Annotated in this window: 20 protein-coding genes and 1 riboswitch; of the genes, 11 read left to right on the top strand and 9 right to left on the bottom strand. The window is 42.6% G+C overall.

The annotated features are described in order from the left end of the window. Window positions 1-28 precede the first annotated feature (28 nt). Window positions 29-1,126, bottom strand: a complete 1,098-nt coding sequence (gene nspC / locus DFP75_RS07990) for a carboxynorspermidine decarboxylase (protein ID WP_110574020.1) — start codon at window positions 1,124-1,126, stop codon at window positions 29-31. A 356-nt stretch (window positions 1,127-1,482) separates the two neighbouring features. On the opposite strand from nspC, the gene DFP75_RS07985 reads away from it, so the two are divergent. Beyond that, the gene (locus tag DFP75_RS07985) at window positions 1,483-2,070 is read left to right on the top strand and encodes an NnrU family protein (RefSeq protein ID WP_110574018.1); all 588 of its coding nucleotides are present in this window, start codon (window positions 1,483-1,485) and stop codon (window positions 2,068-2,070) included. Window positions 2,071-2,155: 85 nt separating this feature from the next. Here DFP75_RS07985 and DFP75_RS07980 read toward each other — a convergent pair whose 3' ends face one another. Beyond that, a complete protein-coding gene (locus tag DFP75_RS07980) occupies window positions 2,156-4,066 on the bottom strand; it encodes a methyl-accepting chemotaxis protein (RefSeq protein WP_110574016.1) in 1,911 nt (636 codons plus the stop codon). A 192-nt stretch (window positions 4,067-4,258) separates the two neighbouring features. On the opposite strand from DFP75_RS07980, the gene yegD reads away from it, so the two are divergent. Continuing rightward, window positions 4,259-5,623: a molecular chaperone gene (yegD, locus tag DFP75_RS07975; RefSeq protein WP_110574014.1), complete on the top strand. Its 1,365-nt coding sequence runs from the start codon at window positions 4,259-4,261 to the stop codon at window positions 5,621-5,623. Between the two features lie 96 nt (window positions 5,624-5,719). On the opposite strand, the gene DFP75_RS07970 is transcribed toward yegD, so the two are convergent. Beyond that, window positions 5,720-7,771, bottom strand: coding sequence for a methyl-accepting chemotaxis protein (locus DFP75_RS07970; protein WP_110574012.1), 2,052 nt, complete (start codon window positions 7,769-7,771; stop codon window positions 5,720-5,722). A gap of 249 nt (window positions 7,772-8,020) precedes the next feature. Continuing rightward, window positions 8,021-9,739: an OFA family MFS transporter gene (locus DFP75_RS07965; protein WP_110574010.1), complete on the bottom strand. Its 1,719-nt coding sequence runs from the start codon at window positions 9,737-9,739 to the stop codon at window positions 8,021-8,023. A 232-nt stretch (window positions 9,740-9,971) separates the two neighbouring features. Between DFP75_RS07965 and DFP75_RS07960 the strand changes: the two genes are divergently transcribed. Together DFP75_RS07960 and DFP75_RS07955 are read left to right on the top strand one after the other, a co-directional pair. After that, complete coding sequence (locus DFP75_RS07960) at window positions 9,972-11,039, top strand: FUSC family protein (protein WP_110574007.1); 1,068 nt, start codon at window positions 9,972-9,974, stop codon at window positions 11,037-11,039. Window positions 11,040-11,119: 80 nt separating this feature from the next. Then, a riboswitch (cobalamin riboswitch) is annotated at window positions 11,120-11,332 on the top strand. 82 nt (window positions 11,333-11,414) lie between these two features. Beyond that, window positions 11,415-12,086 carry an energy-coupling factor ABC transporter permease gene (locus DFP75_RS07955; protein ID WP_110574005.1) on the top strand — a complete coding sequence of 224 codons (672 nt, stop codon included), beginning with the start codon at window positions 11,415-11,417 and terminating at the stop codon, window positions 12,084-12,086. A gap of 62 nt (window positions 12,087-12,148) precedes the next feature. Here the strand turns inward: DFP75_RS07955 and DFP75_RS07950 are convergent, their stop codons facing one another. Then, entirely contained in the window at window positions 12,149-13,030 is an 882-nt protein-coding gene (locus DFP75_RS07950; protein WP_110574003.1) for a LysR family transcriptional regulator, read from the bottom strand. A 139-nt stretch (window positions 13,031-13,169) separates the two neighbouring features. On the opposite strand from DFP75_RS07950, the gene DFP75_RS07945 reads away from it, so the two are divergent. After that, window positions 13,170-14,375, top strand: coding sequence for an MFS transporter (locus DFP75_RS07945; protein ID WP_110574477.1), 1,206 nt, complete (start codon window positions 13,170-13,172; stop codon window positions 14,373-14,375). Window positions 14,376-14,411: 36 nt separating this feature from the next. On the opposite strand, the gene DFP75_RS07940 is transcribed toward DFP75_RS07945, so the two are convergent. Continuing rightward, window positions 14,412-14,954 (bottom strand): DUF3237 family protein, encoded by a 543-nt coding sequence (locus DFP75_RS07940; protein ID WP_110574001.1) that lies wholly within the window; start codon window positions 14,952-14,954, stop codon window positions 14,412-14,414. Between the two features lie 277 nt (window positions 14,955-15,231). On the opposite strand from DFP75_RS07940, the gene DFP75_RS07935 reads away from it, so the two are divergent. From DFP75_RS07935 to DFP75_RS07910, 6 genes are all read left to right on the top strand, one after another. Beyond that, window positions 15,232-15,651: a tetratricopeptide repeat protein gene (locus DFP75_RS07935; protein WP_110573998.1), complete on the top strand. Its 420-nt coding sequence runs from the start codon at window positions 15,232-15,234 to the stop codon at window positions 15,649-15,651. A gap of 18 nt (window positions 15,652-15,669) precedes the next feature. Next, window positions 15,670-16,257 (top strand): 3'-5' exonuclease, encoded by a 588-nt coding sequence (locus tag DFP75_RS07930; protein ID WP_110573996.1) that lies wholly within the window; start codon window positions 15,670-15,672, stop codon window positions 16,255-16,257. A gap of 515 nt (window positions 16,258-16,772) precedes the next feature. Next, the gene (locus DFP75_RS07925; RefSeq protein WP_110573994.1) at window positions 16,773-16,994 is read left to right on the top strand and encodes a TA system antitoxin ParD family protein; all 222 of its coding nucleotides are present in this window, start codon (window positions 16,773-16,775) and stop codon (window positions 16,992-16,994) included. A gap of 48 nt (window positions 16,995-17,042) precedes the next feature. Next, entirely contained in the window at window positions 17,043-17,276 is a 234-nt protein-coding gene (locus DFP75_RS07920) for a type II toxin-antitoxin system RelE/ParE family toxin (RefSeq protein WP_110573992.1), read from the top strand. Between the two features lie 280 nt (window positions 17,277-17,556). Continuing rightward, window positions 17,557-17,793 (top strand): addiction module protein, encoded by a 237-nt coding sequence (locus DFP75_RS07915; protein WP_110573990.1) that lies wholly within the window; start codon window positions 17,557-17,559, stop codon window positions 17,791-17,793. A 2-nt stretch (window positions 17,794-17,795) separates the two neighbouring features. Beyond that, window positions 17,796-18,107, top strand: a complete 312-nt coding sequence (locus DFP75_RS07910; protein ID WP_110573988.1) for a hypothetical protein — start codon at window positions 17,796-17,798, stop codon at window positions 18,105-18,107. 326 nt (window positions 18,108-18,433) lie between these two features. Here the strand turns inward: DFP75_RS07910 and DFP75_RS07905 are convergent, their stop codons facing one another. The 3 genes from DFP75_RS07905 to DFP75_RS07895 form a co-directional block, all read right to left on the bottom strand. Continuing rightward, the gene (locus DFP75_RS07905; protein WP_110573986.1) at window positions 18,434-18,856 is read right to left on the bottom strand and encodes a DUF4145 domain-containing protein; all 423 of its coding nucleotides are present in this window, start codon (window positions 18,854-18,856) and stop codon (window positions 18,434-18,436) included. A 64-nt stretch (window positions 18,857-18,920) separates the two neighbouring features. Then, the gene (locus DFP75_RS07900) at window positions 18,921-19,529 is read right to left on the bottom strand and encodes a hypothetical protein (RefSeq protein WP_110573984.1); all 609 of its coding nucleotides are present in this window, start codon (window positions 19,527-19,529) and stop codon (window positions 18,921-18,923) included. A 29-nt stretch (window positions 19,530-19,558) separates the two neighbouring features. Then, complete coding sequence (locus DFP75_RS07895; protein WP_181417007.1) at window positions 19,559-20,029, bottom strand: GNAT family N-acetyltransferase; 471 nt, start codon at window positions 20,027-20,029, stop codon at window positions 19,559-19,561. Window positions 20,030-21,014 lie beyond the last annotated feature (985 nt).

Genomic DNA, 21,014 nt, shown 5'->3' with positions numbered 1-21,014 from the left:
TTCTCCAAAGTGGTATCTTTTAACAGAATTAAGATAGATTCTGCTCAAAATCGTCGTAACCGAATTCCTTTACAAGTTCGATGCTGCCATCCAATTGGCGTATGGCAATAGACGGCATCTTAACACCGTTAAACCAGTTCTTTTTCACCATGGTATAACCGGCCGTATCTTGGAAAGACAGGCGATCACCCACTTGCAGTGCTTTATCAAATTTAAATTCGCCAAAAATATCGCCTGCTAAGCAAGATTTACCACAAATCATGTATTCGTGGTCACCATCACAAGGTGCCATTTTAGCATTTTCACGATAGATCAGCAGGTCCAGCATATGAGCTTCTATTGAACTATCAACAACCGCTAAGTTTTTGCCGTTGAACAAAGTGTCCAATACGGTGACTTCAAGGGTTGTACTTTTGGTAATAGAAGCTTCCCCAGGCTCTAGGTAAACTTGAATATCATAGGTTTCTGCGAAACATTTTAGGCGCTGACAAAACTTGTCGATGGGGTAACCTTCGCCAGTAAAATGAATGCCACCGCCAAGGCTCACCCATTTCACTTGTGTGATCAGGTGGCCGAAACGCTCTTCAATTAGAGTTAACATTTCGTCAAAACGATCAAAGTTGTCATTCTCACAGTTATTGTGGAACATGAAACCAGAGATATCGTTAATAACGGTTTCGATTTTTTCAGGGTCCCATTCGCCTAGGCGGCTGAAAGGTCTTGCTGGGTCAGCAATTAAAAACTCAGAGGTGCTCACTTGCGGGTTAACGCGCAAGCCACGAGTTTTGTCTTTGCTCACGTCTTTGAAGCGATTGAATTGGCCGATCGAGTTGAAAATGATCTTGTCAGAGTGATCGAGTACTTCATTAATCTCATCGTCTGAATAGGCCACACTGTAAGCGTGCGTTTCGCCTTTAAATTTGGTTTTGCCGAGTTTGACTTCATAAAGAGATGAGGAGGTTGTACCGTCCATATACTCTTGCATTAAGTCGAACACAGACCAAGTAGCAAAGCATTTCAAAGCTAACAAGGACTTAGCCCCAGACTGCTGGCGCACATAGGCGATCTTTTCTAAATTCTTTAGAAGAGCCGCTTTATCAATGAGGTAATAAGGAGTCTTGATCATGGCAACTAGCCTGTCCGCAAAAGCGCGTATTCTAGTTCAAATGAGGGGAAGTTTTCTACCGCGAGGGAAGCCTTTTTTAATCGAATCGCGAATTGTCCTTTATCTCGACTTTGCTTTCATCTGATTTAGCGGGTTGGGGGCGAAAATAGCGGGCTTTATTATCCCCATGGGAAACAGTACTTGAACATACTATTGTTCCTAACGGAATACCGCTTAGGTGTTCGGAAAGTGCTTTTCAAATTTTCAAAACAAGGTACTCTTACCACCAATAATTTTTTGTCCCTAGGGACGCTGCTTTATAGAAAGAATAGCAGTGCTAAATTTTGTTTACCGTTTAGTTTAGGAATCGAGTTTATATGTTGATTATCGTAATAGGGTTGGTCATTTTTTTTGGTTTGCACTCCATTCGCTTGATTGCACCGCAATGGCGTGAAACGAGTATGGCAAGACACGGCGCATTACGCTGGAAAATGCGCTTTGGCATGTTAACCTTGATTGCTGCGGCTTTTATTGTAATGGGCTATATGCAAGTTCGTCTTGAACCCGTTTGGTTATGGTTTCCGCCTGTTTGGACTCGCCATTTAGCGGGGTTGTTGGTGTTGGTTGCGCTTTTCTTCGCAGGTTCTGCGTTAGTGCCTAATACGACGATGAAAAATAAAATGGGCTACCCAATGTTAATCGCGGTTAAGCTTTGGGCATTTGCGCATTTAATCAGTAATGGCACGTTAGCAGATGCGATTATCTTTGGCAGCTTCTTGGTTTGGTCTATTGTGAGTTTTGCCGTATATCGTCGTCGAGATCGTAAAGCGGGTGTTGTTTATAAAGCTTCAGACGAATCCACTGTTCCGATGAATTTGATTGCTTTTGTTTTTGCTATGGTGTCTTGGTTCACAATTGTATTTTACCTACATGAAGCCATTCTTGGCGTATCACCACTCGTTTAATCTGTCGCGAAAACATTCAGATACAAGAACGAAAAAAGGCTCTATCAGGTTTCCCTGATAGAGCCTTTTTATTGTCATCAGTGTGTTATGTTCTGAAGTGGTTGATGTTTTTGATCAAGTCATCCGCTAGTACTTTTAGCTCTTCGGCGCGGGCTGCACTTTCTGCTGCGATTGCAACCAGCTCAGTAGAACCTTGCTGTATGTCAGCGGTGTTTTGGTTCACCTCAGCAGTAACACTCGTTTGTTCTTCGGTAGCCGTTGCGATTTGGGCTGCTCGATCGTTAATAGTGGTAACGGATTGTTGAATCTTGTCTAAGCTTTCTCGGGCTTGATTGACATCTTCAACGCTACTGTTTGCTCTGGTATGGCTTAATTGAATTTTATTCACTGCATCTTTGGTGATCTTTTGCAACGATTCAATCATTTTTTGAATTTCTTCAATCGAGCTATAAGTGCGCTGTGAAAGCACACGAACTTCATCGGCAACCACGGCAAAACCGCGACCTTGTTCCCCTGCTCGTGCCGCCTCAATCGCAGCGTTTAGGGCCAATAAATTGGTTTGCTCTGCGATACCTGAAATCGTCGTTAAGATCGCGTTAATGCCATCGGCGTTTGTGCTTAGGTCATTAATGACGCCAGCCACACCTTGAATATCTTCCGCTAAAGTTCGAATGCTCTCTTGGCTTTTCAGTACTTGTGATTGGCCAATGTTACTGGCTGCAACAGTCTCATCCGCATTGATCGCGGTGTTTGTCGCATTACTGGCGATTTCTTGTGTTGCCTGCGCCATTTGATGGATGGCGGTAGCAACCATCGAAATGTTGTGTTGCTGTTCTTCAAGTTTCAAAGAGCTGTTTCTAGAAGATGAATGAGAAGCGCTGGCTTGACCAGATAGCTCATGGCCGATCTTTTTGAGATGCGACACAGTGCCATGAAGTAGGGCGACGAACTTATTAAAATTGTCTACCAATACCGCGATTTCATCTTTAGAACTGGCGGTTAGGCGCTGAGTTAGGTCTCCGTTACCTTGGGCAATTTGTGCCATGCTGTCAGAAACGCGACGCAAATCTTTTAATAGGAATCGTGTTATTTGGACGACGAGTAATATGGCAATCGAAAGCAAAACCAAAACAGCAACAAGGATATTGGTGCCCAAACCCACAAGCGGCGCATTGAGAACGTCTTTGTCCATCATTAAGCCCAGCACCCATGGATTGCCTTTTATATTGCTGGCAAACATTTCAATATTCTTGCCGTCTAAATTAAGCTCAGCAAATTTAGCCTGATTGCGAATGTCTCTGAAGAAAGAGTCGGTTAATACAGGTGACAAGTCGGTAGCATCTTTTAAAATTTGCTCTGTATTTGGGTGAGCAATGATTTTGCCGTCACCATCAAATAGTACGCTATAGCCATTGCCAGCGACTTTCATGGCGAGAACACTGTCTAATACGCTATCTAAAAATACTAGACCACCAATGGCGCCAACGAATTGGCCATTAATAGTAATGGGTTCGACAAATGTCATAGACAGTTTTTTAGTGGAGGCGGAGATATAAGGCGCAGTGACATAAGCGCTGTTTTTTGCTTTGGCATCAATGTACCAGCTGCGTTTACGAGGGTCGTAATCGGCACTGTTTAGCGATGGGTCGTGACGGTACATTGCGCCATTTTCCATCCCTAAAAAAGTCATACCAAACCCAAGACTGGCCTGAGCTTGTTGGAGGATATTAAGAATGTCTTTTTCGTTAACGTCTGGGTTTTCCTGCAGGGAGGCCTCTATTTTTTGTTTAATGGCTTCCATGGTGCTGATGCGATCATTGGACCAACTATTTATATAGGTGGAGATTGCATTAGCTTGCGAGCTGGCTTCTGATTTTATACGAGCATCACTGTCGGTTTTAAAGGCGTAAAAGGAAACACCGCCAACACCGAGAGCAATGATTATAGCCACAATAATGGATTGAAGCGTTATTTTGGTTTGTAGTGAAAGGCGCATTCCTTTTCTCCGCAGTAATTTTAAAGTGGATTATTACTTAAGTTATGTTTCTAATCTGTTGCATGGCTGCAATTTTCTGTTAATTAGCGTAATCATTCTAGAGTTAACAGGAGGCTTGTTTGTTTTGATACTTTTGAACCTTTCTGTTATCGTCCGCGCCCCGTTGTATTGGTCAGTATAGGTAGATTTTAGATGATTTGTGGATTTGATTACGGAACATCAAATTGTGCATTAGGTATAGTTGAGGATTCGGCTGTGCGCCTGGTTGCTTTAGAAGACGAGCATGCTTTTTTACCTTCTACTTTATATGCGCTAGATCGAGACCTTATTACCGAAGCGGTTGGGCGAGGCCTTAAGGATATTCATGCCAGACAAGCGTTTGCTGAACTACGCCAAAATGCGCTAACTCGAGCAAAGCGAGCGCGTTATGAAGAAGACATAGCGGATGAAGATCAAACACTATTTTTTGGGCGCGCAGCCTTTGAAGAATATTTTCAGTGGCCAGAAGAAGGGTACTTTGTTAAGTCTCCTAAATCCTTTCTAGGTGGTGCCGGACTTCGAGCGGAACATATACATTTTTTCGAAGACATAGTGACTGTGATGATGCAAAACATCAAGCAGCGCGCCGAGAACAGTTTGGGGGCCGACATTACTCATACTGTTATTGGTCGCCCTGTTAACTTTCAAGGTCTGGATGCAGATGCAAGTAACCGCCAAGCATTGGAGATTCTGACCACAGCAGGTAAACGTGCTGGCTTTAAAGAAATTGAGTTTTTGTATGAACCCATTGCGGCAGGTTTAGATTTTGAAAAGTCCTTAGCGGATAACAAAACGGTGCTGGTTGTGGATATTGGTGGTGGTACGACTGACTGCGCCATGGTTCGAATGGGGCCGGAATATCTTAAAAAAGAAGACCGACGAAGTGATTTCTTGGCGCATACGGGTGAACGAGTAGGCGGTAATGATTTGGACATACAAATCGCGGGTAAGCATTTTATGCCATTATTTGGTATGGATACCTTGCTTAAGACAGGCTTGCCGATGCCGACTCAGCTTTATTGGAATGCAGTGACAACAAATGATGTTTCTGCGATTGCTACTTTTAATAGTATGGAAACAAAGAACCAAATAGAGCAGCTACGTCTTGATGCCGCGAATCCAAAATTGATAGAGCGCTTCCTAAGAATGCGTGAAGAAAAGCATAATTATCATATTGTGCGAAGTGCGGAAGAAGCCAAGATCGCGCTGTCTGACTCTGAGCATTATTCAGCTTCACTGGATTATATCGAAGCCGCTTTGGGAGCAGACATTAGTCGTGACCAATTAGCACAATCTATTGCTTCACCGCTAGAGAAGATGTTGAGTTTAATGAAAGCCGCTATTGAGCAAGCTGGCGAGAAGCCAGACCTAATTTATATGACAGGTGGCTCGGCTAAATCCCCCGTTATTCGAGATGCGATTCAGGCAAGTATCGGTAACATTCCTGTTTTAGATGGGGATCACTTCGGTAGTGTGGCAGCAGGTTTGACAGTTTGGTCGGATAGAATCTTCAAATAAATTTCACCAGATGAATAAAACTTATAAAAAAAGGGAACAAGCCATTGGCTGTTCCCTTTTTCATTGCACACAAATTAACTACTTGTGAGACTGACGTTATAGAGAGAATCTATCCACAGAAACTTTCAGTTTTTCTAATACTTCAGAAAGCGTCTGAGTGGTTGCCATCATTTCTTTGACGCCGTCGGCGGTTTCATTTGATACGTGACGAATGCTCGATATGTTTTCATTAACACTGACCGCCACAGCAGATTGCTCTGTAATTGAGCTGGCAATGTTAATAGACATAGAGTTAATTAAGCTAACAGACTCTGTTACTTTCATTAAGCCCTTACTTGCTTCAATCGCTTTTTCTGCATTTCCAGCGGCCTGATCGCGCCCGCTGATGACTTCACTAGAAGCGGTTTTAGAAAGTTTTTGCAGCTGCTCAATCATACCTTCAATTTCAGATGTCGCATCTTGAGTTCGTGTTGCCAGCGTTCTGACTTCGTCTGCTACCACAGCAAAACCTCGACCTTGCTCGCCTGCTCGCGCCGCTTCAATGGCGGCGTTTAGGGCGAGTAGGTTGGTCTGTTCCGCAATACTGCGAATAACATCGAGAACGGAGCCAATATTCACACTCTCTTTTTCCACTTCTTCCATGACAGAAGAGGCATGACCTATAACCTTAGCGAGCGCTTGCATATCGGTAGCAACGTTATTGACTACCTGAGTGCCAGCTCGAGTTTCCTCGTCTGCTTTATGGGTTTCATTGGTTGTCTCGGTGATATTTTTTGAGACATCCTCAACCGCAACAACCATCTGGTTCATCGCGGTAGCAACCAAATCTGTTTCAACTTGCTGTTTGGTCATTCCTTCTGAAGCCAGTGAAGCGGTTTTTTGTACTTTTTGGCTGGAGCTGGCAAGCAACTCCATGCTGCTTCTTACTTCCATTTGCATGGAGCGTAATTGCTTAATGGTATTTCGTCCGTGCTCGAATAAAATCGAGATTTCATTGCGGCTATGAATTTGATTTTCTTGTCCGTTCTCAAAAAGGTGTGTGGAAAGGTTGCCGTTACCTAGTTCTTGCAGGTCTTGGCCTACACGTTTTAAAGGGGAGAGAATGCGCTGGGTAATAAAGGCAATCAAAACGACAAGAATAATGGCACAAATGATTGAGATGATAATTAAACTATTGCGAACAGAGTTAGCGACCAGAGTAAATTCATCCACTGGCCCTCCTGTTAATAGTGCCCAATTCCAGTTTTCGGCATGACGAAATGTCATGATGTTTTCTTTGGTAACACCATTGATAGTTTGTTCGGTGAAAAATGTGCCGCTTTCTTGATTTTTCATTAACTCTAAGTGTTTTTCTGCATTGGCTAGGCCAATTTCACTAAATAGCTTACCTTTGTTTTTCGAATCAATAACCACTCGGCCGAAGTCTTTGCCTTCTTTTAAGTTGATCACCGTGGCTCTGCCAGTATCGCCAAAGGATAGGGTATTAATTTCATTCTCTAAACTTTTTAGCCCTTCCGTGTAATCAAAACCAATGTAAAGAATGCCGGCTACTTTGCCCGTTGCATCTTTAAATGGAACGTACTTCGTCATGTAGTTGCGGCCAAATAATGCGGCTGGTCCGGCGTAGGTTTCGCCATTGATGAGCTTTTTATAACCCGGATGGCCTTTGCCTAATAACGTTCCGAAAGCGCGGTCGCCATTTTCTTTTTTAAGGGAAGTACTAACGCGTAAAAAGTCATCGCCATAACGAATAAAAACCGTCGCTGTGCCACCTGTCATACTTGTAAACTGGTCTGGCTTACTAAAGTTTAAATTAATGGTTTCGCCAGAGTTGGTTGCTAAAGGACTGTCGTATTCACCAATTTTTACCGTTTCTGAATCACTAACTTTGATTCCACCAGGAAAAAGAGTGAAGAATATATCGGCTAATCTGTCTGTATTGCTTTCTAGGTTTTCATAATAGAAATCCAGCAACATGCTGCCTTGGTTGGCGCTAGTTTGTAGCTCGTGATCTATGCTGGTCATAAAACCATCGTAGGACTTATTTGATGCTAACCAACTTAACGCGCTAAAACAAAGAATGGAAACCGTGAACACTACAACACCAAGCTGGTGGGTTATAGGCATGGCTTTTATACGCTGAATCATAAAGGTATTCCTTCTATTGAGGTATGCTTATTATCAGTTTAGTAAAGCATTTGATAAAGTTTTTATTTTTATAGTGGTCTTTATATTTTGACTCCACAATGGCCTGAGGACGGGCTTTTGAAAAGATAAATAATCTAAAAATAGTCTGGAAATGTTCGCTCAATCGGAACATTTTCTATAAAGGCAACAAGACATGATTTGTCTTGTTGCCTTTGCATTTTGTCACCGATTCTACGTTTATATTAACGACTACAAGTTCGGGTGTGTATTTTCTACATGGTGCTTCTCTTTCACAGGACGAACCATTAAGTTCGCGAAAAAACCAACTACCAGTAACCCAGCCATAACATACATCGTTGTATTGTAGAGGCTAGACGTTGGGTCGACTGTTCCTGCTGGAGCGATTTCCATTAATTTAGCAACGGTCACCGACTTCGCTGTGATGAGTTCATTTAGCTGGGAGATAGGAGCATTGAACTTTTGCTCGAACGCGGCTGTGTCTATCTTGCTAACCAAATCGGTAATGGCATTTTCTACAGAAAGATTTCTTAGGTAGGTGATAACGAAAGGCCCAAGAACCCCTGCCGTTGCCCATGCCGTTAGCAATCGACCATGGATACCACCAACGTGTAGCGTGCCAAAAATATCCGCGAGGTACGCTGGAATCGTTGCAAAACCACCACCGTACATAGTGAAGATAATCATGGTTGCTGCGTAGAACATGATCAGCCAAGTCACTGATGGATCAGCGCTTACCGCTGAGGCGGCATAAGGAATGGACAGATACAAAAGTGTGCCAAGTACGAAGAAGCAATGGTAGGTATTTTTGCGTCCAATGAAGTCGGAAGTCGATGCCCAAAAGAATCGACCACACATATTAAAAACTGAAATCATTAATACGTATGTGCCAGCAAAGCTTGCTGTCGCAATGGTCGGGAGTGTTGACCCAAAGATTTCCGTCATCATGGTTTTTGCAATGCCAATGACGCCGATACCTGCGGTCACGTTTAAGCACAATACAGCCCACAATAGCCAAAACTGAGGCGTTTTTAATGCCTGATTAATATGAACATTGTTGCGACTAATCATAACGTTAGCGGCATTTTTTGCGGGTGGCGTCCAACCCTCAGGCTTCCAATCTTCAGGTGGCACACGATAAGCAAAGGCTGCAACCATCATGATAATAAAGTAGACAATCCCCAGCGTTAAAAACACGCTAGACGCGCCAGTGTCACCTGTGCCAACAACATAAACCCCAGCTTCACCTGGAGTAGGTAGCTTTGCCGCTTCAGCAGCGCTGGCAACGACCACTTCTAATTTGCCACTGGCCATTTCTGCAAAGCGCTTACCGCCTTCAGTGATTAGATTTACGGCCGATTCAGGCCCAAGGTAGGTAGGTGCGACAGCGAATTTTTCTAATAAAAAAGCTTTTAGAGGCGCGCCAATCATCGCTCCGCCACCGAATCCCATTATTGCCATGCCTGTTGCCATACCGCGTTTATCAGGGAACCATCGCAGCAGCGTAGAAACAGGGGAGACATAGCCAAGCCCCAAGCCACAGCCACCTAAAACACCATAACCTAAATACACCAGCCATAATTGGTGCGTTGATATCCCAACGCTGCCGATAATAAAACCGCCTCCCCAAAGGAATGCCGCTGTAACACCAACACAACGCGGACCTACTTCTTCAAGCCATTTACCGGCAACGGCTGCCGATAGACCAAGAAATACAATGGCCACAGAAAATATCCATACCACACTGCTAAGACTCCAGTCTTGAGCTGCGCTCGTGACAACGCCAAACTCTTTCGTCAATGCCGGATTAAAAATACTCCACGCATAAACAGAGCCAATACATAAGTGAATAGCAATTGAAGCGGGTGGAACTAACCAACGGTTAAAGTTTGGAGATGCAATGATTTTATCCTTCATGAGGAAGGATAAAAGAGTCCTAATCAGGTTCATAATCTGTGTCCTTGTAGAATTATTGTGATTTCGGCAACCAGTTACAAAATATTACATAGAGATTATAATTTTTTATAGCAGAAAGGATATGTATATTTCGCAAATATTGTCAGTTAGGTCGTTTTTCTTATCTTTGGCAAAGTGCTAAGTCGAAGGTGTGCTTTTCTTTCATGGAAAATTTATAACAGTGATATACTGTTTCCATAGTAAACATTCTTATCGGAGTATTTCTTTGTTCAACGCGTTATTAACTCAATTAAAAGAGCTTTTTGCTTGGAGCGATATCAAGCGTCCTTGGCATCTGGCCGTTCTTGCTGCTGTTTGTGTCGGTGTGCCTGTTTTAATTGGTGCAGCGTTAGATCAATTTGCAGTAGCGACCTTGTCTAGTTTAGGGGCCATGGTGATATTATATTTACCTAAAACTCGAACTGCGCACCGCATGGTGACGCTTGCCATGTGCTCTTTTGGTTTTATGATCTGCTTTAGTATTGGTTCTCTTTCGAGCTTTAATCATTATGTCGCGGCTTTAGCTCTTGGGTTGTTGTCTTTTGGCTCTATTGTCATTACACGCTATTACCGCCTACCACCACCAGGTAGTTTTTTCTTTATTCTGGTATCTGCCTTGGCTATTTACTTACCGTTTGATCTTGGTAGATGGTCATCAAATATTGGCATGGTGGCATTGGGTGGGATGTTATCCTGCTGTTTGGCATTCTTTTACAGCCTGATGACAGGAGCCAATGATTTACCTGTTACCAAGATAGAAACGGACCCTCGGGTGAATGCGATTATTCTAGAAGCCGCTTTGGTGGCGTTCTTTATTGCTTTATCCTATTTAATCGCCGTTATATTTGAGCTAGAAAATGCGCTTTGGGTGCCCATTTCATGCGCGGCTATTTTGCAGGGCGCCACTTACCGCATGATTTGGCATCGTAATATCCATAGAATAGTAGGAACGGCACTTGGCATGGGAGTAGCGTATTCGCTATTTTCTTTTCAGCCTAACTATTGGGTACTGGCGTTAAGCATGATTTTCTTCCAGTTTGTTGTGGAGTTGCTGATTGTCAAAAACTACGGTGCCGCGGTGATTTTTATTACACCTTTAACCGTGATTATGGCTGAAATTACCAGTGCGAATATCAGTACAGAGGTCTTACTAGAACATCGGCTTGTCGATATTTCTATTGGTAGCGCGATTGGTATTCTCGGTGGCACTATTTTTCACCGCACTTCTCTGTTAAAACACATTGAATCTAGAATGAATACACGTAGCTCGCTATCAGGTCGTAAGCCTTCCTAAGCGTGTTTTTGTTATTTGTTAGTTGCTTAAAGCCTTCTATAGACGTACGCTGCAAAACTCTGCGGATTGACAAAAATTGCTTCCGCAGTTCTTGTGAAGGTGCCTGTAATAGGGTGAAACGGGAAACAGGTGCGTTTTAAAAACAAAGCCTGTACTGCCCCCGCAACGGTAAATAAGTGGTGTGTTTCTTCTTAATTCCACTGTCTTTTAGATGGGAAGGAATAAGAGTATTAGAAATACAGATCTGCCAAACACTTATCAGTCCGGAGACCGGCCTTCATTAATTTGGACACTTTTTTCGGTATTTTTTACCGCTTAATTGTCCGCTAATTTGAATCATACGGGTGAGTATGAAACATATTTTGGAGGCACATAGTGCATATTGAACCAGGCGTCGTTGATGGCGCGAAAATTGTTTTGAGTTACGCTACCGCTTTGGCGGCTTTGGGCTTGTCGGCGAAAGCATCTATCGACATGATCAAAAAAGACGGACTAGTGTCTTTAATCAGTCGCAGTGTGTTAACCACGCTTTTTGTCTTTGCCTTTTTTGAACTCTTGCCGCATCACGCTGTTGGTGTGTCTGAAGTGCATCTTATCTTAGGCTCAACCCTATTTTTGATCTTTGGCCCTGCAGCGGCGTCTATTGGCTTGATATTTGGTTTGTTAACACAAGGCGTGTTCTTTGCTCCGTTTGACCTGCCACAATATGGTATGAACGTTACGACCTTGTTATTACCGCTATTTGCTATGTCGACCGTGGCTCGTCGTACGATTGCAGAAAATACGGCTTATGTAGATATTTCTTATAAGCAGGCATTGCAGCTGTCTTTAACTTATCAAGGCGGTATTGTTGCTTGGGTGGCTTTTTGGGCGTTTTATGGTCAAGGCTTCGGCGCTGAAAACTTAACCTCTGTAGCGACGTTTGGTATGGCGTATTTGAGTGTTGTGCTGCTAGAGCCAGTGCTTGATCTTGCGCTATTAGCTGCCGCAAAAAGCTTGCATCGTTTTAAGAACTCTTCTTTGCTTGAAGCGCGTTTATTTAATTAAACATCTTGGTATGTTTTTAAATGCCTATCCTGTCTTTGTACAGGGTAGGCATTTTTATGTATTCAGCGCTTATATTGTCCGTGCTCGCTGACAAACTCTAAAAAGGCGCGATTGGCTTTTGATAGATAACTGTCTTTACGCCACGCAATACCTAGGTCTAGCCAGATTGGCGGATCAAAAGAGCGAGTAATTAAGTCGTCGTCATCTTCAATCACCATGGCAAGTAGAGTGGATATGCCGAAGCCCTGTTGAGTGATGGACTTAATGAGCGGAATTAAGTTGGTTTCAAAACCGATTTTAGGTGTCTTTTTGCAGACTTTCGCCAGTTTATCGACAATACGGCGGTGAAAATAGCCTTCTTTGAACATCACCAACTCTTCATTGAAAAACGCTTCTGGTGAGATTCGCTCTAATTGACTAAAAGGGTGATCCGTCGCAATCGTTACCAGCATTTCTTCTCGTATTAGCGCTTGTGTTTCTAAGCTATCAGGTAAGGTTTCTGCAACAATAACACTAAGATCTAACTCACCATTTTCGAGCATTTTCTGTAGCTGCCAAGTGCCTCCTTCAATAACTTTTAAGGCAATGCTTGGGTATTTATGGCGAAATGCCATAAGAATAGGAGGGAAGTAATAAGAGCCAAGCATACTTGGAATACCGACACGAACTTCACCTTGGCTTAAGCCTTTTAACTCACTCATTTCTAGTAAAGCGTCGTCTGTTGCCTGAATAATTTTTTCCGCATGCGTCAGCAGTTTTTGGCCTTCATCTGTTAAGCCTATATTACGGTCTGCTCGATGGATTAAGGTCAAGCCCAGGTCTGTCTCTAGTTTTTTTATTGCCATACTCACAGCAGGTTGTGCAACGCCAAGCTGCTGAGCGGCTTTTGTAAAACTCTCGGTTTTTGCAATGGCAATGAAATAACGCAGCGGTTTAATGTCCATCAACAACCTTTATGAATTGGATAAGATGGATATATTTTATTGATTATTTTCCTAAGCGTATAGTGTCGTATTAATTTATATTGTATTCGGAGCAACTCAACTTCGCGTTTGATGTTGCTGCGATCGTTGGAGAATGTTTGTGATAGAAGTGGGTAGTTCTGTTTTTTGGCGAGGCACCATAGCGCTCATTATTGGCTCTTTCATGATTTTTGCTAACGTCTATGTGACACAGCCTTTGCTGCCTATGATTGCCAACGAATTTTCCATTACGCCACTGCAAGCCAGCGGTAGCTTTACCATCACGACACTGACCTTGGGTATCTCTTTACTTTTCTATGGGCCGATTTCAGACGCCTTAGGCCGTAAAGGTATTATGGTTATGACCATGGTTGGTATTACTTTAACGACTTTCTGTTTGTCCCTCGTACAGAGTTATGAATCATTACTAGTTTTACGTGGCCTGCAAGGTTTCTTCTTGGCTGGGCTACCTGCCATAGCCGTTGCTTATTTGGGGGATGAATATACGCCAGAAGCGTTAATGGTAGCGGTTGGTTTGTATATCAGCGGAAACACATTAGGCGGCATTGGTGGTCGTCTTATCGGTGGTTTTGTTGGCGAATGGCTAGGGAGTTCAGCGACCTTTGGCGTGATGAGTGCGATCAGTTTACTGTGTTTATTGGCTTTTTTCTTTCTGCTGCCAAAATCTCAGCATTTTGAAGCAAAACCTTTGCGTGTTGGTCACATTCTGATGAACATGAAAAGTCATTTACAGAACCGTCGTTTAATAACCAGTTACTGCATTGGCGGTTTTAGCTTCTTTATTTTTATTAACCAATACAGTTACGTGACCTTCGTTTTGGAAGCTGAGCCTTATAACTTATCGGCTAAATACGTTGGCTTGCTCTTTTTGACCTACCTGTCTGGCACCTTAGGCTCAGCTCTTTCTGGCAAGCTTGCCAAGCGCTGGAGTCAACCGAATATTATGGTACTAGGCACTTGTATTTTCATGTTGGGGTCTTTAGTTACCTTGGGGGATTCTTTAATAGCAATCATCACAGGGTTATTGATAAACAGTTTTGGCTTCTTTCTATGCCATTCTACTGCCAGCAGCTTTGTGAGCCGCAATGCTAAACACTCTAAGGCAAGCGCTTCATCTTTGTACTTGGTGTTTTACTATCTAGGCGCGAGTCTTGGTGGGTTTTATCTTGATCCTTTCTGGCAAACGGATGGCTGGACTGGAGTGATTTTAGGCTCGTGGTTGGTATTAGGTTTCGTTGTATTGGCTGGGGTGAGCTTGATTCGACAAACGAGAACCGCGAATCAATTAAGCTCCGAAGCACTATAAATGTTGGAGCTTAATAAAATATGAATGACGCTGATATTAAAGGAGTTGCCAGACACGAATGATCACCGCAGGGTTTTCATTGTAATCATCGGCTAGGTCTACAGTCCCTAAAAATATTGATTTATTCATCCATTCATATGGACTACCGATCGGCGCTTCAAAACTAAGTACACTTCTAGCGTAGTTATGTTTTGGGTCACTTTCGGTAGGTTGAGCTCTGATGATGGCTTTATTTTGCACTAGGATGATAAAGCCATCTTCGGTTTTAAGCGCGTATTTTGCCTCTAATTCTCTACTTCCATCCGGTCTACCAAGCTGCCAGTCACCGCCACCAGAAATAACTTCACCTTTTAGAGATGGGCCTTCAAATTCGCCACCTGTGATCCAAATGATGCCTCGTTCGCCATATTTACTTTGCCCAACAGTGACTCGTTCTTTGTCTATCTTCACACGAGATTCGTAGATGAATTTGGTTTCAAAGCGATTGTCCCTATTTGGATCTTCGTTGGCTGCTAATGCGCCAGCGCTGGTTAGCAAAGACATTGCACACACTGCGATGGTCGAAATGATTTTAAACATACTTGTTCTCCTTTTTTATTGTTAGCGCTTGTATTGCTTAAGAGGATCCTTTCGCAAATGAAGGTATTTTGATAACAGGAAGATAATGTTTAACTATACAATTATTTGAAGTGGAAACGTTATTATATTTTGTTATAGGTTTAGACTGTATTGTAGGGTAATAAGGGCTCTTGTTGAGCCCTTATTATCAATAACTCACCGAAAAGCTGTCATAAATGGTCCATTGAAATTACCATACTCGTTATTGCATAATCGAATGCCTCCAACAGAGTAAAATATGAACACCAAAATATACAAAGAAGTGCTTTATCTCGCCAAAGAACTCATGACCTGCGCCAACAAAAAAGACCAAGCGGGCTTTGATGCTTATTATGCGGAATTGAAAGCTATATGTGATGACAACGACGGCACAGACAAAGACCACCCAGTACAGTGGGAAACTCTAGGCGACTTTACCGACGATCTAGAACAGGCGATTGTTATCTATGACAAAGCCTTAGAAAAAGCCGCTGCTATAAACTCCAAAGATTACCTTTCCTCCATTGGCTTCGCGGCCGCTCAACTGAAACTAGAACTTGGCGACAAAAACGGTGCCATTGAATACCTAGAACAAGCCAAAATCCACAGCAATAAAATCATCGATAAAGAGCTAAAAGCGGAAATTCACGACGTGCTGTTTGACCTGAAAAAAGCCTAAAGAAACAAGAGACACAAAATGGAACGTCCTACCAAGGAACAGATCAGCCAATTACCCTTATATATTGGCCTTGGCCTTCGTGACATCGTCATCGTTGAAAACGAACTTGATGCCGCACAAGCCATAAAAGAACTAGAAAACGAAACCTCTATTGGATTCGATACCGAGAGCAAACCGATTTTCCAAAAAGGCCAAGTCAGCCCAGGTCCATCGCTTATTCAACTGGCGACCGAATCAAAAGCGTTTCTGTTCCCTGTTCGATTTCCTGTCGCCGTTGCGGCAGTGAAGGAAGTGTTAGAGAACCCAAAGATCAAAAAAATCGGCTTTGGTATTAAAGACGACAACAAAGAACTGCGCAATAAGCTCAGCATCGACATCACCAACACCCAAGACTTATCCTTCACCTTAAAGCAACTTGCTGGAGAGAAAAACAGCATCGGCGCCCGCGCTGCCGTCGCAATGGTACTTGGAAAACGCCTTGGCAAAGGCGCCCAAAAATCCAACTGGGGCGCTTACCCTCTTAAAGAAAACCAAATTCTGTATGCCGCCAATGACGCGCATTCGGCTATTTGTGTGGAGAGGGCGTTGACTTCATTAAGGTCTTAGTTTCTTCCCCTTTTCAAGGGGAAGACGGAAGATGGGGTTATTGGTTCCATTCAAACGCTTTGTATTCCCGACCTTTATTTCCGTTTTTTAATTCGGGAAAAAGCTGAGCGGGTAACTTTTTTTAATCGATAAAAAAGTTACCAAAAATTCGCTTTAAGATCTTTAATGCCTGCTTTTCTTCATATGAACATAACTGTTCCCCTACGCTCGTTATATCGTAAGGCGTAGATTGTTTTTGCAGGCTTGAGAGAAGATATTTTTAACTGACTCTGAAACACCATAAGGTCGCGCAATCGACTCTCTAACAGAAAATGCGTCGAACTGAGTTCATCAGTGATGCTGGTTTTTCGTAGGGCATGAGCGCAGCGTGATGCGCCGTTTAGCATTATGGTCAGGCAAACGTATTTCATTATTACCTGGCTTAATTGTTCTTTAGGGAGGGGATGGAGTTGATGCGCATTGCTGCATTTGTGGCTATTTACTAAAGTTCTTAAATAACACTGAGGGAATTTATTATGTCTACAGTAAATATTCGACTTGACCAAGAGCTGGTTGATAGAGCGGCTATAATGGCAAAAGCCTTAAACCGTACAACACCTAAGCAAATTGAACACTGGGCGAAAATTGGTGAAATGATGGAAGATAACCCTGATTTGCCTTACGAGTTCGTAAAACAAGCCATCATTGCCAAAGCGGAAAAAGAAGCCGGAAAACTTGAGGCTTATAGCTTTGGCTAACATTACAAAGTTCTTCAAACAACTACCTTTAAAAAAGCGGTCAAAAAACTGCATAAAAACCAAAAAGCGGATCTGGATAACGCGATCAGAGAATTGATTGAGGATCCGCTTCTAGGGCAACAGAAGAAAGGCGATTTATCCTTCCTCCGTGTCTACAAATTTAACATGGTGAAACAACTTACATTACTTGGCTACAGCTACGAAGATGGCACCGTTACACTCGAACTCATGGCATTAGGTACATATGAAAACTTTTATCGAGATGTGAAAAATATCGTTTGAGCGGATATTGATCATAATGGTTAAGCCCGTTCCAATTTCTTAGATTTGGAAAAAAGGCCTAATCCTAATTGTTACAAAACTCGAAACTCGCAATTGTTCTTCGCATGAGCCCCGAAAAGTAATTCAATTTTCAGCAACCAAACCACAAAACATTTCGCTTACTATTTTCATGTATAACGCTAAGCTTACCAGACTATGTAATCCGGTAGAGTGCCTTGTGATGGAGTACATTTTGGTGCATCATTTGTTCATTATCATTTGAAAAGTTTTAGGTGATGCAATGGAAACAGCACAACTTGAAAGTATTACTAGTGCCGCTATGAACTTGCCTGAGAAAGAGCGGGCTAAACTTGCACATGATCTGGTTGCCAGTTTAGATGGTCCAGCCGATATTAGTGTTGCAGAGGCTTGGGACATTGAAATCTGCCGCAGAATCAATGACATTGAATCAGGCAAAACTGAACTTCTTGATGTTGATGAAGCCATTTCACGCGCCAGAGCTCGGATTAGGGGCTGATTTTGAAGGTAAAGATTAGCACGGAAGCTAGCGTAGAATTGACCGAAGCCGCTGCTTGGTACGAACTTGAGATACCCGGTCTGGGAGAGCAGCTCATTACTAGTTTTGAGCAGGCTACGGCAAAGCTCAGCAAACCAAACCCACCGCTCGTACCGGTCATTGGTAAAGCTGCCAAGCTTGGAGCTAAAAAATTGATTCTTCAAAGGTTCCCTTTCTCCTTGGTGACTATAGCAAGTAGTCAAACAATTACGGTCGTTGCTTTCGCCCATCATTCTAGAAAACCCGGTTACTGGCACGATCGACTCACCCCATAACCAAGGCGAGAACGTGAACGCTTTTTAAACAGTCAAACTCGATATTATTGCTCAATTTTGAAAATAAATGTATTAGCTTTTATAAAGACAGCGCCAGTCAATGGTATCGCAATAATAAATTTAGGGGCAGAAAAATACTATTTTTCATCTGACCCTAATATTCATAGATTGTTTCGGATGGTGCTAGGAAGGGGAGATTTATCCTGAAATTCCATAGATTGGCGAAATCGGCCCATTAACATAAAACCCGTGAACAGATTTTGTTGGATGGAGAGCAAAAACGTAGGGCGTCATGAGCGCAGCGTTATGTGCAGTTGACCGTCTTGTCAGCAATGCTTACCAAGATATGCCGCTCCAAGAACTTCTAAATTTTTATTCCAAAGCTCAGAGATAAGTTTTATAGAAAAACTATGAAAGTTATTAACGCCCAATTGTTCTTTTTTCACTAGACCGTACAGTTTTTCAAAGTCTGACTCTTTCAGGCGAAATATTGGATTATGCACAGCATCATTTCTTAACTCACGAAACCAGTTATATAGCTTAAACTGAAAATCATCAATAACTGATTCTTTTTTAAGTTTCTCTAGCCGTTGATTATGATTTTTTAGCTGCATACCCGGAATATGATGATCTAGCAGGGTTTTTACCATCATTTCTACGAACGAATGAGAAACGATTACAAGCAAGCGAGGATTGTCTTTGACAATTCCAATCTCCTCAGCGACTTTCAGCATATAATCAAATTCCAAAATTAACCCCTAATGTTACTAACGCTTAAAGCAGCTGCGCGTCGGCTGCCTTTGCTTGCTATGTTTATTTCCGGCTAACTTTTGGACTAAAAAAGTTTTCTACACTTCTGACCGACTCAGCTATTTTCTGACTAAAGTCATCGTTCTCTGACGAGAAGTATACTATTTTGTCGTTTTCTATAACGCGCTGACGGCTGTTGTCGACAGTAGCACCATGACCAGCGTAGGCACCTTTCATCCAGAAATGTAGCCATATAGCACCTCTTACGTCACCGATTCGCTCTTGAAGCCCATTGAAAACACTATGAGCTTGCTCAGACCAGATAACTTTAGTTTCAAGACGAATCGTTTGTAGCTCTGCCCATTTTTTATACAGCTTACTCAAGCGCTCTTCGTAAATTCGTTGTTCTTCTTGAAGCCGACACCCTGCTTCTACTTCTTCTTTACTCAAATAAATCATTGGATTTCTGACTGACTGAAGGGCTTGTTGAACTTCATAAGTAACGAGAATAGCCTTTTTAGCTAATTCGTATTCACTTGTGCCTTTGAGCTGGCGACTCCAAGTGAATAAACCCAGCCCGCCAATAATCAATGCGCCTAAAGTACCAATTATTGAAATGACATCTTTAGTAAGCGACCAATTAATTTCGCTAATTGTTACGCAAAGATTCAAAAATCACTCCTGTAAACATAACGTCGCAATCACGCGCTTGTCGCGTGCATTGCCTTGTTAAGTTTGAGCTCCATAGGCTGATAAACCAAGCCTGCCGACTCGCCCACTTCGCCACTACGCTCAAACCCATAATTTTCATAAGCGGTCACTGAAGATAGCGACGCGCTAACGGTAACAGTTTCAACCTTCGCATGATTCAAGGCGGATATAAGCAGCTTTCTTCCAATACCACTTTTCTGTGATTCCGGCCGAATAAAAAGCATCGCAACATGGCGACCTTCCTTAAGCTCGATGATGCCTTCAACATTTTCGTTGTTCTCAGCAACCAGCATTAAGTTATCGCCTCTCATCCTATCGAGGAATGCATCGCGCGCAGCGATATTCGAAAAGGTTGTAATCCCCTCATCAGACAATGTGCTTGCAACAGACTGCAAAAAAGAGTCCATGCAAATTGCACTTACAGCTTCAAGGTCCTTCTCTTCCATCTTCCTGATAATCATCAATGTCTCCCAAGAACTTAACATTTTGTTAATGCGCATGCGCGTTTAGACAATTTAAAAATCTTTCAATATCTTTGTAGGAGCCTGAATAAATTGGATTTTATAAAGATATTAACAGAGATTAAAACTAGAAAACTGAGCGTGCGCGTTATTTTTTTATCCACAGCGCGTTATTTCTGTGCTGTAGATCCTTATTCATTGATATTAGGAGGCTTTTTCATTTTCTGCCAGTACAAATACGCAAAATACGACTATTCAAAACAGGCAAACCGAGCCAAAATCTGGAAACCATAAAAATAAACTGTTTATATACCCATAAATTCCATGTCGGGCTAAAGCCGCGACCTACAGTGAAAGCTTCGCTTTCAGCGGCACATCACGCTGCGCTCATGATGCCCTACGAAAACCAAGTTTCTATGATGAAGTCAGTTCGACGCGACGAAGTTGCGCGACTTTATGGAGTTTCAGAGTCAGTTTAAAATATCTTCTCTCCAGCCTGCAAAAATAATCTATGCCTTACGATAAAAATCGTCTTGCCAAACTTATAATAAACAAAGTGAATGAGACGTTTGGGCGATAGCCCGATAAAGCGAATTTTTGGTTACTTTTTGGGCGCTAGCAAAAAGTTACCCGCTCAGCAGAGCGGAATAAAGCTCTTAGCTCAAAGCAATTGATTGGAACCAAAGTACGAAAAGAACTTGATTCCCGCCTTCGCGGGAATGACTCGCATCAGGTACACGATAAAAACTGCGCTACGTTTTGGTAGCTACGATGAAGTCAGTTCGACGCGACGAAGTTGCGCGACCTTATGGCGTTTCAGGGGCAGTTAAAAATATCTTCTCTCAAGCCTGCAAAAACAATCTATGCCTTACGATGTAAATCGTCTTGCTAAAACTGATAATAAATAAAGTGAATCAGACGTTTGGGCGACAGCCCGATAAAAGATTTTTTGGTTACTTTTGCATCGATTGGCAAAAGTTACACG

It is taken from the genome of Marinomonas alcarazii (assembly GCF_003208215.1).
GTDB lineage: Bacteria > Pseudomonadota > Gammaproteobacteria > Pseudomonadales > Marinomonadaceae > Marinomonas > Marinomonas alcarazii.
The sequence above is the reverse complement of the archived record's forward strand: the minus strand, read 5'-3'. Positions and strand labels throughout refer to the sequence as shown.